General features: G+C 59.5%; 12 protein-coding genes and 1 other RNA gene. 11 read left to right on the forward strand and 2 right to left on the reverse strand.

The window, feature by feature from the left end; translation table 11 throughout:
• The first annotated feature begins 46 nt into the window (after window positions 1-46).
• The 5 genes from ffs to GSP01_RS03560 all read left to right on the forward strand — a co-directional run bounded on the left by ffs (window position 47) and on the right by GSP01_RS03560 (window position 3914).
• Window positions 47-143, forward strand: an RNA gene (gene ffs, locus GSP01_RS03540) — signal recognition particle sRNA small type.
• A 95-nt stretch (window positions 144-238) separates the two neighbouring features.
• Window positions 239-2194, forward strand: coding sequence for a DNA polymerase III subunit gamma/tau (locus GSP01_RS03545; protein WP_141350788.1), 1956 nt, complete (start codon window positions 239-241; stop codon window positions 2192-2194).
• A gap of 14 nt (window positions 2195-2208) precedes the next feature.
• Window positions 2209-2532, forward strand: coding sequence for a YbaB/EbfC family nucleoid-associated protein (locus tag GSP01_RS03550; RefSeq protein ID WP_141350791.1), 324 nt, complete (start codon window positions 2209-2211; stop codon window positions 2530-2532).
• Between the two features lie 24 nt (window positions 2533-2556).
• The gene (gene recR, locus GSP01_RS03555) at window positions 2557-3153 is read left to right on the forward strand and encodes a recombination mediator RecR (protein ID WP_141350793.1); all 597 of its coding nucleotides are present in this window, start codon (window positions 2557-2559) and stop codon (window positions 3151-3153) included.
• Window positions 3154-3155: 2 nt separating this feature from the next.
• Window positions 3156-3914, forward strand: coding sequence for an SDR family oxidoreductase (locus GSP01_RS03560; RefSeq protein WP_141350795.1), 759 nt, complete (start codon window positions 3156-3158; stop codon window positions 3912-3914).
• A gap of 4 nt (window positions 3915-3918) precedes the next feature.
• On the opposite strand, the gene GSP01_RS03565 is transcribed toward GSP01_RS03560, so the two are convergent.
• Together GSP01_RS03565 and GSP01_RS03570 are read right to left on the reverse strand one after the other, a co-directional pair.
• Entirely contained in the window at window positions 3919-4473 is a 555-nt protein-coding gene (locus tag GSP01_RS03565; protein ID WP_228123739.1) for a chorismate--pyruvate lyase family protein, read from the reverse strand.
• The gene (locus tag GSP01_RS03570) at window positions 4454-4777 is read right to left on the reverse strand and encodes a TIGR02300 family protein (RefSeq protein WP_141350798.1); all 324 of its coding nucleotides are present in this window, start codon (window positions 4775-4777) and stop codon (window positions 4454-4456) included. Before GSP01_RS03570 ends, GSP01_RS03565 begins: the two co-directional genes overlap by 20 nt.
• Window positions 4778-4949: 172 nt before the next feature.
• Between GSP01_RS03570 and aroA the strand changes: the two genes are divergently transcribed.
• The 6 genes from aroA to GSP01_RS03600 all read left to right on the forward strand — a co-directional run bounded on the left by aroA (window position 4950) and on the right by GSP01_RS03600 (window position 16576).
• The gene (gene aroA / locus GSP01_RS03575; RefSeq protein WP_141350800.1) at window positions 4950-6278 is read left to right on the forward strand and encodes a 3-phosphoshikimate 1-carboxyvinyltransferase; all 1329 of its coding nucleotides are present in this window, start codon (window positions 4950-4952) and stop codon (window positions 6276-6278) included.
• Window positions 6275-6910 carry a (d)CMP kinase gene (gene cmk / locus GSP01_RS03580; RefSeq protein ID WP_141350802.1) on the forward strand — a complete coding sequence of 212 codons (636 nt, stop codon included), beginning with the start codon at window positions 6275-6277 and terminating at the stop codon, window positions 6908-6910. The genes aroA and cmk overlap by 4 nt, the downstream gene beginning before the upstream one ends.
• A 260-nt stretch (window positions 6911-7170) precedes the next feature.
• Window positions 7171-8883 carry a 30S ribosomal protein S1 gene (rpsA, locus tag GSP01_RS03585; protein WP_141350804.1) on the forward strand — a complete coding sequence of 571 codons (1713 nt, stop codon included), beginning with the start codon at window positions 7171-7173 and terminating at the stop codon, window positions 8881-8883.
• A gap of 244 nt (window positions 8884-9127) precedes the next feature.
• Entirely contained in the window at window positions 9128-12475 is a 3348-nt protein-coding gene (locus GSP01_RS03590; protein WP_141350807.1) for a glycosyltransferase family protein, read from the forward strand.
• Window positions 12476-12499: 24 nt separating this feature from the next.
• Window positions 12500-15490 (forward strand): glycosyltransferase, encoded by a 2991-nt coding sequence (locus GSP01_RS03595; protein ID WP_141350809.1) that lies wholly within the window; start codon window positions 12500-12502, stop codon window positions 15488-15490.
• A gap of 48 nt (window positions 15491-15538) precedes the next feature.
• Complete coding sequence (locus tag GSP01_RS03600; protein WP_228123740.1) at window positions 15539-16576, forward strand: CgeB family protein; 1038 nt, start codon at window positions 15539-15541, stop codon at window positions 16574-16576.
• Window positions 16577-16634 lie beyond the last annotated feature (58 nt).

A 16634-nucleotide genomic window follows, 5' to 3' on the forward strand; every position in this document is an offset into this window, starting at 1 on the left:
ATTGGGGGTTGTCAGACACCCCTCTCTCTGTGTTAGGAGAGCGCCGGGAGGTCGGCTTTGGACGGATACCTTGCCAACCCGGTCAGGTCCGGAAGGAAGCAGCCGCAGTGAGTTTTATCCGGGTTGAATGTCCGGCCTCCTACCTCACACAGATCACCGGACGCGCCGGTTCCTCCCATGCAGCGTCCCGACCGTTTCTCTACGGTCCCATCCTCAGTGCTGAGGGTTCAACACTTCCATGACTGATGACAACGATGATCTCCCTCTGCCGCCCGAAAATGGCGGCGGCTTTTTTGGAGATGCACCAGAGCCGGAAATGTCTGCTCCCCCGGCTGCCGAGGCCACGCCCTATCGCGTTCTGGCCCGCAAATACCGCCCGCAGAATTTCGATGATCTGATCGGTCAGGATTCGCTCGTCCGCATCCTGCGCCGCGCTTTCGAGCTCAGGCGTGTGGCGCATGCTTTTATGCTGACCGGTGTGCGTGGTGTGGGTAAGACGACAACCGCGCGTATTATCGCCCGTGCCCTGAACTGCGTGGGTCCGGACGGCAATGGCGGTCCGACTGCTGATCCCTGTGGTGTCTGCCCCAACTGCACCGCGATTCTCGCCGACCGTCATCCCGACGTTCTGGAAATGGATGCTGCTTCCCGCACTGGCGTAGACGACGTGCGAGAAATCATTGAGGCCACGCGCTTCCGCCCGATGCAGGCTCGCATGAAAGTCTTCATCATTGATGAAGTCCACATGCTTTCGCGCAACGCCTTCAACGCTCTGCTCAAGACTCTTGAAGAGCCTCCGCCTCAGGTCACGTTCATTTTCGCCACGACCGAGCTGCGCAAAGTGCCGGTCACGGTTCTCTCGCGCTGTCAGCGTTTCGATCTGCGCCGCGTTCCGCAGTCTCTTCTGGCCGGACATTTCCACAATATCGCCGTCAGGGAAGGGGCAACCCTTTCCGAAGACGCTCTTGCGCTTATTGCCCGTGCGGCCGATGGCTCCGTGCGTGACGGGCTTTCGCTGCTTGATCAGGCCATCGCGCAGGGGGCCAGTGACGCGGATGCCGTGGCTGACATGCTCGGTCTGGCGGATCGTGGGCTGGTCTTCGATCTGCTGGATGCCCTGATGGCCGGCAAGTCTGCCGATGCGCTGGATCTGACCGATCAGGCCTATGCCCGTGGGGCTGACCTTGGCGTCCTTCTGGCGGATCTGCTTGACCTGCTGCACCTTATTTCACGTCTCAAGGCCATTCCGTCTCTGCGCGAAGGTCGGGATCTGCCGGAAGCCGAGCGCACACGTGGCGGGCTCTTGGCAGATCGGCTGTCTAATGCCGTACTGGGACGCGCCTGGCAGATCCTGCTCAAGGGTGTGCAGGAAGTTGAAACTGCCCCGGACCGCCGCCAGGCCGCTGAGATGGTGCTGATCCGTCTGTGTCATGCCAGCCTGCTGCCCACGCCGGACCGTTTGATCCGTCAGTTGACCGAAAGCGGGCAGGACTTGTCCTTTCCGGTTGCTCCGTCCGTCCCGACGGGTGACGCGGCTTCCGCAATGCCTTCCGGGGTGGTTGGCGGCATTGCGTCTAGCAGTGTCAGTGAAACCTCTGGTGGTCATGGGCCCCGCGCGCATGTCCGGTTAGTTGCCAATGGGGGCGAGATCATCGAGCCCGGCATTGGTTACGCCGAACTTGTCCCGGAGACAGAGCCTGAACCCGAGCTTTCGCCCCCGCCACGGACCTGGCGTGAGATGGTGGCGATGGTGGCGCGCGAACGCGAACCCGTGTTGCACGGATTGCTCCGCAATGCTGTTCATCTGGTACGCTTTTCGCCGCCGGATGTGCAGATTCGCGCCGAGGAGCCTCAGGCCCGCATCGAACGCCAGCTTCAGAAGCTGCTTGATCGTGTTTATCCGGGCCAGTGGCGTGTCAGTGCTTCGACGGCTCAGGGCGAGCCGACGCTGGATGAACAGGGCGCGGAAGTTGTGGCTCTCAATCAGGCTTCGGTGGAGCAGCATCCCCTGGTGCAGGCCATCCTGAAAACCTTTCCGGGTGCGAAGATTGGGGAAGTGCAGGATCATTCCCTTGATGAATACGGGCTGCCACCGGAAATTACCGTGCCGCTGACTGATGACGAACCGCCCGATCTGGAATTCGCGCCTCTGGATGCCGATTCACTTGAAGAAGACGACCTGAACCTTAACTGATTAGGAAGATACTGATGAAGAACCTTGCCGGACTGATGAAGCAGGCTAGCCAGATGCAGGCTAAGATGGAAACTGCCCAGAGCAATCTGGCGTCTCTCATTGTAGAAGGGGCTGCCGGTGCCGGTCTGGTAACTGTCAAGCTGACGGGAAAGGGCGAGATGCGCGATCTGAAGATCGATCCGCAACTGGCTGACCCGAGCGATATCGAAACGCTTCAGGACCTGATCGTTGCCGCCTATACGGACGCTAAGACCAAGGCTGAGGCTGCAAGCGCCGAAGCCATGCGTGACGTGACGGGTGGTCTCGACCTTCCTGCAGGGTTGAAGCTGCCGTTCTGAACTGGTTAACAGGGACTACGCCCCATGATGGGCCATGGCGATATCGACCAGTTGATCACCATGCTCGCGCGCCTGCCGGGACTGGGGCCACGCTCCGCCCGCCGGGCCGCGCTGGCTCTTTTGCGTCAGCCGGAAAGCCGGATGTTGCCGCTCGCTCATCTGATGGAGCGCGCGGCCACGAGCGTGAAGACCTGCATCTTGTGCGGTAATCTTGATACGCTCGATCCGTGCCATATCTGCACAGATGAAAGGCGTGACAGGGGCCTGATCTGCGTAGTTGAGACCGTGGGCGATCTCTGGGCGCTGGAACGCGCAGGCGTTCATCGTGGCGTCTATCAGGTTCTGGGCGGTACCCTGTCTGCGCTGGCCGGACTTGGCCCCGATGACCTGAACGTCCGCCCGCTGTTCGAGCGGATTGAGGAAGGCGGGGTGGGGGAAGTCATTCTTGCTCTTAGCGCCACCGTCGAAGGGGCGACGACAGCGCACTGGTTACAAGAGCGTCTGCTGCCTACAGGTGTGACCGTGACGCGCGTGGGGCATGGCGTACCCATGGGGGGGGCGCTGGATGTACTGGATGACGGCACACTGGCTGCGGCTCTTACAGCCCGCAGGTCTCTCTGACCATGGCTTTGCCTTTTCGGATTTCTCCGCGCGTTCCCCGTGTCGCACTCGTCACGGGAAGTGCGCGCCGTATCGGTGCGGCTCTCGTGGAGATGCTGGCGGCGCAGGGTTTCGCGGTCGCCATTCATTGTCGTGACAGTGCGTACGAGGCCGAAGCTTTGCTGGAGCGGGTCGGAGGTAAAGGCTGCGTCCTGCAAGCCGACCTGCAGCGCGAAGAGGAAGTCGCGGCACTTCTGCCTCGCGCCCGTGCTGCGCTTGGTTCGGTGGGCATCCTCATCAACAATGCGTCCGCCTTTATCCGCGATGAAATGGGCAGCGTAACCCGCGAAAGCTGGGACCTGCACCTGGAAACCAATCTCCGGGCCCCATTCGTCCTCTCACAGGCCATGGCGCAGGCCCTTCCCGAAGGAAGCGAGGGGCTGATTCTGAACATGCTGGACCAGCGTGTCTGGAATCTGACTCCGCATTTTGTCAGTTATACCCTGTCCCGTACGGGATTATGGACACTGACGCAGACCACGGCTCTCGCACTTGCTCCTCGGGTGCGGGTGAACGCCATTGGTCCCGGTCCGGTCCTGCCGGCCGTGCGCCAGAGCCAGGAGCATTTTGACAGCATGTGCGCAAAAACTCCGTTGCAACATGGGTCCTCACCTGAGGAAATCGCCCAGGCCGCGCTCGCGCTTTTCGCGCTCCCGTCTGTGACGGGCCAGATGCTCGCACTTGATGGCGGACAGCATCTGAACTGGTCGCCTACCTCCTGAAACCTCAGGGGCGGATCGCGGCCGGAAGATAATCTTCCACGACGAGCGAAATCGGCGCGTCATCGACCCCACGTCTCAGCAGCGCGCGGTTCTTCAGAACGATTCCCGAAGCCCCGCCCGGAAATCGTGTTTCGAGTCTTTGTCGCCGGAAAGCTGTCTGCTGCACTGCGCGTCCGAATGGCGTGTCCGTCTGTTCCAGCAGGGTATTCATCGCGGGAGAGAGGCGTTCTGGCACATACCAGTTCCAGGCATCTGACAGCACCGTTTCGCCGCACAGCAGCCGGACATGCCGTGTCGTGACCTGATGCGCCTCGCGGACCTGCAAGAGCGTCAGAATATCTTCCGTAACCGGCCGGTCCACACTCAGGCGCACCACTCGGATCGGGGTGGAGCAGCGGGCCTGAAGCGCCGCCGTCGCGCTGGGCTGGCTGTTAAGCCGGGTCCTGAATGCGCGAACGGCTGCGCTGTCCGGGGTAAAAACACCTTCCGGATCAGAACAGCCGCCCATCAGTGCCGCCAGAAAAACAGCGCAAACGACCTTAGTTGTCGTCGCGGTCATCTTTGTCGTTCGGGACTTCGATATCATTGCTGAGATCGTCGTCATCGTCCAGATCGTCGTCTGGGGCGATTACATCATCATCCTCGTCATCGGCGACTTCCAGATCCACGTCGTCCTCATGCTCGTTGGCCTGGGGCTTCGGATCCTTCTCTTCAGGCAGCGGAACCTCGCTGCGCTTGAGACGGGAATCGTCTGGCTGCGTCGTGCCGCATTTCGGGCACACCGCAGGGACGCGGTTGAGGTCATAGAAGCGGGCGCTGCATTCAACGCATGTCCGTTTCAGACCGAGTTCGGGTTTTGCCATTGTGCGGAGCCTGCTAATGCCTCGAATAAGGAACGCGGCCATGCCAGCTTGCGCGCGCTCTGTCAAATCCTGAAGCGTGATTCCGGACAGTTTTCAAGCGCATGACTGTGCTACTCCGGCATGATTCACGAGGTGATTGACAGGTGAGGGGAGCCCTAGCAAGAACATTACCATGCAAGTCTCGCGCCCCCTGACCGTCTCCGCGTCCCCCAAGGGACTTTCCGGCCGCACCCGTGTCCCGGGTGACAAATCCATCAGCCATCGCTCGCTGATGTTCGCTGCCCTCGCTTCTGGCCGTACCTATGTGACTGGCCTGCTCGAAGGCGAAGATGTGCTGCGGACGGCGGACGCAATGCGTGCGCTAGGCGCCACTATCATGCGCGATGGTACGAATTGGGTCATCGAGGGGCGTGGCGTGGGCGCCTTGAGCGAGCCGGTGGATGTGCTGGACATGGGTAATTCCGGCACGGCAGCGCGTTTGCTTTCCGGGATTCTGTCCTCCCATGCTTTCAACAGCATCATGACGGGTGATGCGTCGCTGCGTTCACGTCCCATGCGCCGCGTGACGGTTCCGCTGGCGGCAAATGGTTCTGAATTCCTGACCCGTGAGGGCGGTCGCCTGCCAATGGCGATCCGCGGCACGGGTCAGGCCAAGCCGATCGAATACCGTCTTCCGGTCGCGTCCGCTCAGGTTAAGTCCGCTATTCTCCTAGCCGGCCTGAACGCTCACGGCACCACGGTTGTGGAAGAGCCTGTCGCCACGCGCGATCATACAGAAAACATGCTTCGCCATTTTGGCGTTGAAGTGGATGTTTCGCGCATTGATGACGGCGGCCGCCGAATCGCCCTGACGGGGCCGGTGCAGATGACGGCTCGTGATGTCACCGTCCCTGGCGACCCGTCTTCTGCGGCTTTTCCGATCGTTGCCGCATTGCTGGTTCCGGGTTCGGATATCTGGATTGAAGGCGTGGGGCTCAACCCGCTCCGTACGGGTCTGTTCACGACGCTGATCGAAATGGGCGCCAGCCTATCCATTGAAAACGAACGCGTCGAAGGCGGTGAGCCGGTCGGCGATCTGCATGTGCGTTACAGCAAGCTCAAGGGTGTGGATGTTCCGCCCGAGCGCGCGCCGTCCATGATTGACGAATATCCGGTTCTGGCGGTCGCCTGTGCTTTTGCCGAGGGGCCATCCCGTCTGCGCGGTCTGGAAGAACTGCGTGTGAAGGAGAGCGATCGCCTGGCGTCCACAGTTGCACTGCTGAACGTGAGCGGTGCCGAAACCGAGGTGATCGGTGACGATCTCATTGTGAAGGGCCATCATGCTCCTCTCGGCGGCGGCACGGTTCAGACCCATATGGATCATCGCCTCGCCATGAGCGCTGTTGTGCTTGGCCTTGCTGCCCAGAAGCCAGTGAGCGTGGACGATACGGCTTTCATCGAAACCAGCTTTCCCGGTTTCGTAGATCTGATGAACGGTCTCGGTGCGGGGCTGACGCCGTGACGGCCCATCCGCTTGTCATCGCTGTCGATGGCCCTGCCGCAGCGGGGAAAGGTACGCTTGCGAAGGCGCTCGCCGAGAAACTGGGGCTGCCCTACCTCGATACTGGGTTGCTGTATCGCGCCGTCGCCCGTCGGATGGTGGATGCGGGGCTGGACCCGGCTGATGATGCGTCAGCTGAAGCACGGGCCCTGCAACAGGCAGATTTGGTCCGCACGGATCTGCGTTTCCCCGAGATCGACCGGGGTGCTTCCCTGGTGGCCGCGCAGCCCGCTGTCCGCGCGGCCCTGCTCGAACGCCAGCGCGTTTTCGCGTCTGAAACAGGCGCGGTCGTGGATGGCCGCGACATCGGTACAGTCGTTTTTCCGGATGCGGATGTGAAGTTCTTCATCACGGCCTCGGCACGCACCCGGGCGCTGCGCCGGCATCATCAGGTTCATGGCGGGACCCCGCTGGACGAGGGGGAGCTGGAAGCTGCCGTGGCGGAGATCATGGCGCGGGACGAACGCGACTCATCGCGTGAAACTGCTCCGCTGGTGCAGGCTCCTGACGCTATTCTGATCGAGACCGACATGCTCTCTGCGGCCGAGGTCCTTGATAAGGCATGCGAAACCGTTGCCTTGCGTTGTGCGTGAAACTGATCTGACGCCGCAGCGCCTGAAAAAGCGCCTTTTTTTATTGACACAGCGCCCTCGCAGGGTGTTGGTGCACCGTATCACCAGGCCCCTAGGGCAGGGAGATGGCCTGTTCTGCGTCTGGTAGGCAGGTCCAACAGCCAATAACCCGATCTGACCGTTCAGCGGCGGCGGGGAGACGTCCGGTCCGTCATGGATCTGGCGCAGACGTGGATATCTGTTTCGTCAAAGAAACGGGCATCCGGGAATATAGTATTTACATGGCTTCAGCCACTCAGACCCCCACGACCAGCCACGGCATCGAAGATTTCGCAGCCCTTCTCGAAGAGACCCTGGGCCGTGACACCGGCTTTGACGGCTCCGTCGTCACGGGCCGCGTTGTCCGCCTGACCGATGAATTCGCAATCGTCGATGTCGGCCTCAAGAGCGAAGGCCGCGTGTCGCTCAAGGAATTCGGTCCGGCCGGCGTTGCTCCGGACGTGAAGCCGGGCGATGTCGTCGAGCTTTATGTCGAGCGTTACGAAGACCGTGACGGCTCCATCGTCCTGTCGCGCGAGAAGGCTCGCCGCGAAGAGGCATGGACCGCCCTGGAGCGTGCGTTCGCCAACAACCAGCGCGTCAACGGCACGATCTACGGTCGCGTCAAGGGCGGCTTCACGGTTGATCTCGGCGGCGCCATGGCGTTTCTTCCGGGCAGCCAGGTCGACATCCGTCCGGTTCGTGACGTTGGCCCGCTGATGGGTCAGCCACAGCCGTTCCAGATTCTGAAGATGGACCGCGCCCGTGGCAACATCGTTGTCTCGCGTCGTGCCGTTCTTGAAGAGACCCGTGCGGAACAGCGCTCCGAGCTGATCCAGGGCCTGAAGGAAGGTATGATCCTCGACGGCGTCGTCAAGAACATCACCGATTACGGTGCGTTCGTTGATCTCGGCGGCGTTGACGGCCTCCTGCATGTCACCGACATCGCCTGGAAGCGCATCAATCACCCGTCCGAAGCCCTGCAGATCGGTCAGCCGGTTCGCGTGCAGGTCATCCGCTTCAACCCGGACACGCAGCGTATTTCCCTCGGCATGAAGCAGCTTGAAGCTGATCCGTGGGAAAATGTTGCACTCAAGTACCCGGCAAATGCCCGTTTCACGGGCCGCGTTACGAATATCACCGATTACGGTGCATTCGTGGAGCTGGAGCCGGGCGTCGAAGGTCTGGTGCACGTTTCCGAAATGTCCTGGACGAAGAAGAACGTCCATCCGGGCAAGATCGTCGCCACTTCGCAGGAAGTCGACGTCATGGTTCTGGATGTGGACAGCTCTAAGCGCCGTATCTCCCTCGGCCTCAAGCAGGTTCAGCGCAACCCGTGGGAGCAGTTCGAGGAAGAGCACAAGGTCGGTTCGATCATCGAAGGCGAGATCCGCAACATTACCGAATTCGGTCTGTTTGTTGGTCTTTCCGCAGACATCGACGGCATGGTTCACATGTCCGATCTGTCCTGGGACGAGGCAGGCGAAACCGCCATGTCGCACTACGAGAAGGGCCAGGTCGTCAAGGCCAAGGTTCTCGATGTGGATCCCGAGAAGGAGCGTATCTCCCTCGGTATCAAGCAGCTTCAGGAAGATCCGGCAGCTGACACCCTGTCCCGCGTCCAGAAGGGTGCTGTCGTCACCTGCGTCGTGACGGCTGTTCAGAGCAACGGTATCGAAGTGAAGGTCGACGACGTTCTGACCGGTTTCATCCGTCGCGCCGAGCTGGCCCGTGACAAGGCTGAGCAGCGTCCGGAGCGTTTCGCAGTCGGAGAAAAGGTAGACGCCAAGGTCGTCTCCGTTGACCGTGCGTCCCGCAAGCTGGCCCTGACAATCCGCGGCCGTGAGGTCGAGGAAGACAAGCAGGCCATCAATGACTATGGGTCTTCTGACTCGGGCGCATCCCTGGGTGATATCCTGGGTGCCGCCATCCGTCGCCGTAACACGGACGCTTGAGCTTTCGCTTTGGCGAACCGGGAGAGGCTCTCCTCTCCCGGTCGGTGATGAAAAGGGTCGCTTCGGCGGCCCTTTTTTATTGGAGGTTCATTCTTGCTAGAGAGGCTTTTTCTTGGCGGCGTCATCAGCTACAAAAGAAAAAGCTCTGAGACGGAAGTGTCGTGAACGGAGGGCATGTCCTGCTGTAATCCGGACGACTGGTCAATATTGAATATGGGAGTGGGCGTTCTAGCCCAAGAGATTGATGGCGGTCATTTACAATACAAATTACACCCATAATCCCAATTCCTATCTGACGCTTGCCGTTCAGCGGGCAGCCCAGACGCTTTTCGGAAAGGAGCAGGTGGTTGTCGCGGACAACATGAGCCTGGCTGCTATCGCGGCTTCAGGTGAACATGATGTCCTGATCTGCCTGGATGCTCAGCGCATCAATCTGCCCCTGATTCGTCGTGTACGTCCTGCCTTCAAGAGCATGATTCTCTGGACTTTCGAAGACCCCTTCATGCGGGACTTCAATGTTGAGAATGCCGAACTCTTCGACTACGTTTTTACGAATGATCCGTCCTGTGCGGAATACTATCACGGCAAGGGCCACTACCTCCCGTTGGCTGCAAGTGCGTCGATTCACGAGCGTGCCGTACTTCCTGCTGCAGAGCTGGAATATGATATTTTCTTTGCCGGTACGATGTGGCCCAATCGCGTCCATACGTTGCGTAAGGTCATCGCAGCGTTTCCAGATGCCCGCCTCAAGCTCGTCTGCCCGACCAATGAATTCCTGCCGCCCCTGCCAGCGGATCTGGCTGCGCTGGCCATTCAGCGTCCGATCAGCCACGAAGCTTTCATCGATTTCGCGAATGTCAGCGCCGTTACTCTGACCATGTTCCGTGACTATGCGAGCCACGGTGATGTCAGTCAGGCCACGGCTCCTGGGCCGCGCTTCTTCGAGCTGGCCCTGGCAGGCGCGGCTCAGGTCGTGGAAGCTCCGGAAAGCATGAGTGCCGAGTATTTCGAGACTGTGAATGGCATTTCCCTTGCCCGGGATGCCGATCAGGTTGTGAATGCGATTGCCCGGCTGCTTCAGCAGAAGGGTACACGTCGCAATGCCGCTCTGGCTGCACAGAAATCCGTCGTATCGCAGCATCTTTACGAGCATCGTCTCGAAAAGATGCGTGATATTACCGGGGCCGATTTCGGGCGCCGGACCCAAGCCCTTGCACCCCTGCATCGCCGCCGCCGTCTGCGTGTATTGATGTGCACACATTCCACGATTCACGAGCAGGCGTGGGGTGGCGTTGAAGTCTATCAACAGGGCCTGTGCGCGCTTCTGTCGCGTGACGTGGAATATTTCTACTGGTTGCGTCGTGGCGGCTTCTGCCGTCTGACCACAGCCAATGGTCACGAACTGGAGCGTTTCGACGTGCCGGAAGTTGGCTGGCAGGACGCGATGTGTGACTCGCCGGAAGAAATGGCGTTTTCCAGCGTTATTAGCCAGTATAACATCGATCTCGTCCATTTCCAGCATCTGGGCCATCATGCCCTGTCATTGCCGATCATCGCGAAGGCCAATGGCGCGGGTGTGATTTTCTCCGCCCATGACTTCTGGCTGATTTCCGCCCGGTACAATCTGCTGAACCACGAACTTCGTTACGTTGAGGACGAAGTGCGCTCGGTTCTGGCGGCCGACATCACGCTCAAGGCCTCTGAAAATGTGGATCATGGCGGGGAGCAGACACGTCGTGCCTTCGTTGCCAAGATGCTACATTCCGTCGACGCTATCCTGTTCGGTACTGTCCATTCCCGGGACCTGACGCACGAAATCTATCCGGTGCTCGATAGCAAGCGCAGTCTCGTGATGGGGATACCCAGCCCGGACAACACCGTTCCGATCGTGATGAAGCCGTACGAGCCTCTGGGGGACCGTCCTCTGGGTGTCGCAATCGTTGGGAACTTCCTGCGGACCAAGGGCGCCGATACGATTCTTAACCTGATCGATATCGCCCACCCTGACCATTTCGTCTTTCATATCTTCGGCTATATTCATCCGGAATATGAAGCCGTCCTGACCTCGGTCCCGCGTCCGCATGTCAAAATTTACGGCCGCTACGAGATGGGAGATATCGATGCGCTGAAGGTGGCAGATGTCGCGCTGAACCTGTCGATTTGGCCCGAGACCTACTGCATCTCTCTGTCCGAGGCCTGGCAGAATGGTCTCATTCCCATTGTTACTGATGTGGGCGCCCTGGGAGATCGTGTTGAAGATGGCGTGAATGGTTTCAAGGTTCCCATAAGCCGTCCGAGTATGGTGCTGGAGCGTCTGGAACTGTTGCGTTCGTCCGAGCCTCTGCGCCGGCAGATCATGCAAAATATCACGCCTGCGCTTTGGACCCATGCCCGGGATTATGCTGACGAGCTGCTAGCGCTCTATCATGATACGGCCCCACGTCGTGAAATGGGTGTGTCGGAACTTCGTCTGGATGCCGGGCAGGTTCATTTGTTGGCCCATCCTACTTGGCGCCACCAGGCACCCCCGCGTCATATCTTCGATCCGCCGACGGTGCGGGATCTGTCCGTGGAAATGCCAGTCCCTGTTTCGGACTGGTTCTCGGTGCAGGGGGCCGAATGCTATATCGATGACATCTGCCATCACGTCTTTTCCGACATAGAAGAGAGACCTTTCCTGGGGGCTCCTGAGTTCCACATACGCGGATGGATGATCCTGCCGGGGGTCAGTTCAGCGGGGCAGATGTTCACGGTCCTGTTGGGCGAAGATCCCGACAGCGCCATGATCTTTCTGGAGTGCCAGCGCGAGATCCGTGCGGACATTGCGGAGCTTTTCGCCGATGCGCCACGTCGCGCCGGTTTCTCCGGCAAGGTCGCCTTGCGCGGCAAGTGGTGTGAGGGGCGTTTCCGCATTGGTTTGATCAATGTGGTCAATGGTCAGGGTGCGTTCCAGCTGACGTCCATGCAGATCGAGGTCGAAGGCGGGCAGATCCGGAAGATCACCCGTTCTGCTCCTTCCAACGATCTCATCCTGTCCGACTTCCGTCGTGTCTCTCATAGTGACGGCCTGATGCGTGGTGTGAAGCTGTCGGGTGTCGGTAAGAACCAGATGCATCCTTACACGTCGGGGGCGCTGGATTATTTCATTGATGATTTCACGGGGCTGGCTGGCGATCCGCCTGCCGAATTGATACCGGACGGTTCTCTGTCGGTTCGTGGCTGGATGTTCTTTCGCAATCTGTCCCGTGCTGGTCAGGTTTATGGCGGACTGGCCTCGGAAAGTCGTGACGAGATCGTTTTCTTTGCGCTGGAACGTGTGCTGCGGGGTGATGTCGCGACAGCGCATCGCGATGCGCCGGTCTGTGCCGGATTCAACGGGACGTTCATGCCGCGCGAAGGCTATGCCCGTCCGCTTGATGGCGTCTATCGCTTCATTCTCGTGAATGTCGTGGGAGACGTCTACGGATCAAGGATGACAAATATTGCCGTGACGTTCGACAATGGTGCGATCCTGTCTGCGGAATATGTCGACCTGCACACCGAGAATGTCGCACGCGGGGAACGTCTTCTCGCTGGAAAAGTCGTTTCCTGACCTGCGAGCAGGAGGCTTGCCCTGATGTCCGAAGCTGTTTCAGCCCCGTTATCTGAGAGGCGGGAACCCCGGTGGTCCCGCTTTGATACGCAGTGGTATCTGCTGCGCTATCCCGAGGTGCGGGACTGGATGCGCGAAGAAGGGCAGGACGATCCGTATACGTTCTATTTGCAGACTGGCCAGCGTTACGGGCATTCTCCGAACCGATATTTTGATGAAATCTGGTATCGCGATGCGCACAAGGATGTGCGTCAGGGGCTGATCCGGGAAGAATGGGCGTCGGGTTTCGAGCATTATACCGCCATCGGATACAAGACCCATTCTCCGCATTGGCTGTTTGACGAGCCGGGCTATCGGCGCCGTTATCCTGAACTGACACAGCGTTTTCTGAACGAGCACAGATTCAGTAATGGCTACGACCATTATCTCGAAATCGGAGAGAGCCATTATTACCGGGGACATCATTTTTTCGATGATGAACTCTGCCGCGAGCTCTCCCTGATCTTTCCAGACTGTTTTGACAGCCGGATCGGGCTGTTCGCGTCATGGCTCGGACTTCCGGCCCATGTTGCCGACGCCGGGCGTGTTTCGTGGTATTTCGATCCGGTCTGGTATCTGACGCGTTATCCTGAGGTTCGGAAGGAAATAGCCGCAGGGCATTATTCGAGTGCCCTGCATCATTACCTGACCAACGAGACTTCACGTCTTTTTGATCCGCAGGAATTCTTTTCTGAAGAGTTCTATCGGCAGGCCTATCCGGATATGGCCCCGTCGCTGGAGCATGGATATTTCCGCAACGGCTACGATCATTTTGTCCGTTACGGCGCGCAGGAAGGGCGTGCGCCGCAGGAAAATATGGACCTCGCCGCCCACATGGCGCAGGCGCAGGTCCGCAACGACGTGCGCAATCGCCTGTATGATAGTGCGTTCGCCCATTTCGTCGCTGGCCGGACGGGGTTGGGCGAGAAGCGGATGGCAGCGCTTGCGGCCGTGGCCGAGATTCCCGAGGAACAGTCCAGGCTTCTGTTTGAACGTGAAGCCGAAGCCATCCTTCCGTCGCTGGTCCGGCATCCGCTGGATTTCACGGTTCACGGCGTTCCTGAAATTAGCGTTCTCATGGTCGTCTATGATCGGGTTGCCCTGACGGCGCAGGCCCTAGCTTCGTTGCGGGCCAACTATGCCGGTGCCATCCAGCTCATACTGGTGGACTCGGGTTCGCATGATCAGACCCGCCATATCGGGCGAATGGTGCGGGGCGCTACGATCCTGCGGTACCGCTACAATATCGGCTATCTTCTGGGCTGCAATCTTGCGCTGGAAAAAGCGGAGGCCCCGTTTGTTCTGTATCTGAATAACGATATCCGCCTGTATCCGGATGCCATTGTTAATGCGCTGAAGCGTTTGCGTTCCGAGGCCGCGATTGGTGCAGTGGGCGGAAAGCTGGTGCGTACGAACATGCGCCTTCAGGAAGCTGGATCGATCATCTGGCGGGACGGTGCGACTTACGGCTATTTGCGCGAGGATGATCCGAACCTGACGACGGCTAACTTCGTCCGGGACGTCGATTACTGTTCGGCCGCTTTCCTGATGGTCCGCACGACATTGCTGCGTCGCTTGGGCGGATATGATCCGCGGTACACGCCGGCCTATTTCGAGGATGCCGATCTGTGCGTGCGGATCGTCAAGGCGGGAATGCGCATTGTCTATGATCCGAACGTGGTCATCGAACATCTGGAGTTCGGAAGCTCTGGTGCGGCCGGTTCCCATGCTCTGATCCAGGGCAATCTTAAGACATTTTCCCGTCTGCAGCAGGATTTTCTGCGTCATCAGCAGCCGGCCCACATCCGTAACGCCGTTTTGGCGCGCGAACACCGGGTCAGCCAGCATAAGCGGATCCTCTTCATCGAGGACCGTCTGCCTCTGCGGCGTCTGGGCTCCGGCTATGTCCGCTCGAATGACATCATTAATGAGATGACGGCGCTGGGATATCAGGTCACGGTTTTTCCTGTCCTGCCCAGGGATCAGACGGTCATCGATCTGTTCGGGGATTTTCCGGAGACGGTGGAACTGATCGTGGATCGGGATCTGTCCAGTTTCTCTGATTTTATTCAGGAGCGGGTCGGATACTACGATCTGGTCTGGATCGGCCGTACGCACAATCTGGTGCGTCTCCTGCCCCTGCTAAATGAATCGAGCCGCTATCTGCCTTCTGCCGGTCCGATTCTGGACACGGAAGTGATCGCCACGCCCCGCACACTGGAGCGTATCCGGGTTCTGGACCTGCCGGAGCCGGATATCAGCTTCGATGAGATGTTGCAGCAGGAACTAGACTGTGCCCGGTTCTGCCAGCAGATCGTCGCGGTGACGTCCCATGACGCGGATCTGGTGCGTCGCGCGGGCTATCAGAATGTCTCGGTGCTCGGGCATGAACTGCAGATTCAGCCGACTCCAGCGCCGTTCGAGACCCGGCATAGCATCCTCTTTTTTGGCGCGATTCATGACGAGGGCGCGCCTAACCATGACAGTCTTGTCTGGTTTGTGGACAGGGTGCTGCCGATTCTGGACGGGGTTCTGCCGCCGGATGTCCATTTCACGATCGCCGGTTATGTGGGGCCGGATGTGGATATGACGGTTTTTTCGGCGAATAGCCGGGTGGAAATTGTGGGGCCTGTGGGGGATCCGCGGGAACTGTTCGACCGGCATCGGGTGTTCGTGGCGCCGACGCGGTTTGCGGGTGGAATTCCGTTCAAGGTCCACGAAGCGGCTTCCTATGGTCTGCCGCAGGTCGTCACGACGCTGCTTCAGGAAGAAGTTGGCTGGACGGATGGTGCAGAGATTCTTGCGGCTCCGGCGAATGATCCCGAAGCGTTCGCGGCTGCCGTGGAGCGGCTTTATCAGGATGCGGAACTGTGGAAGACTCTGAGGGCTGGCGCGCTCGCGGCTGTCGAGCGGGATTGTTCTCCGGTCCATTTCCGGCAGGCGTTGTCAGGGATTGTTCAGGGCTGCATCGAATGACGTGCCGGGGAATTCCGGTTTGAAAAATTTGGGAGGGCAGGGAAGGTTATGGACGCAGTGAAAGAAATGATCGTGGAAGCCGGAAGCGCCAGCGGGCCGGCCAGCGGAATGAGTGGCCTGACAGGGCGCGTTCTTGTCTGCAGTGGTGGCCGGTATGAAAGCCAGGCCAATGCGCAGATCCGTGAGTCCATCATGGATGGCTGGGCAGATTGTTTTGGCGAAGACAATGTCACGGCCGTGCACATTTCGGCCGCTGCGAGTTCCATCCGGGTACTGAAGCCGACGATCGTATTCGCAATCGGCTCCTATCTTCCGGAAAGCACGTATTTCGGCGAGGTCTGCCGTGAGGCGAAGAAGATCGGCGCGGTAACGGTGTTCTGGGCGACGGAAGATCCCTATGAGCAGGACGCGAACTATCGTATCGCCGATGATTTCGACGTGATCTTCTCCTGCGACCGCTGGGGACATAACTTCTATCAGCGTGAGCGGGTGTTTCATCTGCCGCTGGCAGCCAGCCCGAAGCTGCATTACGGCGAGATCGATGCGAAGTCCGAGAAGACGATCGATGTCCTCTTCTGTGGCGTGGCGTTCACGAACCGCAAGGACATTGTCCGCAACCTGCTTCCGGTTTTGCGGGACCTGAACATCAAGATCGTTGGTCCGGGCTGGGGTGAACTGGGGATCGGGTTCTCCGATGCGCGGATCGAGAAGTCCCAGCTTGTGGAGCTTTATCGCCGTTCCAAGCTGGTGCTGAACCTCGGTCGTTCGCTGAGCTTCGAGAACAAGCGTTTCGTGATTGCGCCGTCCACGCCGGGGCCGCGGACATTCGAGGCTGCTCTGGCCGGGGCGTTCCAAGTGTTCCACGAGGATACGCATGAGATCCGCCGCTATTACTCTGCCGACGAGATTCCGGTGTTCTCCAACCGTGTGGATTTCGAGCGGCTGGTGACGACGTATCTCGACAACAACGATCTGCGCGTGAAGATGGCCCGTCAGGCTCAGGCGCGGACACAGGCCGAGCATCTGTACACGCATCGCATCCAGTATGCGTTGCGTGTGCTCAAGGATGAGGGGCTGATTGGCTGAGGGGCGGTCTGACCTGACGCTCTTTCCTGCCTGATCCTGAAAAAGCCGGAGCGTGTCT

Origin of the sequence: Gluconobacter sphaericus NBRC 12467, from assembly GCF_006539125.1 — a bacterium.
Lineage (GTDB): Bacteria > Pseudomonadota > Alphaproteobacteria > Acetobacterales > Acetobacteraceae > Gluconobacter > Gluconobacter sphaericus.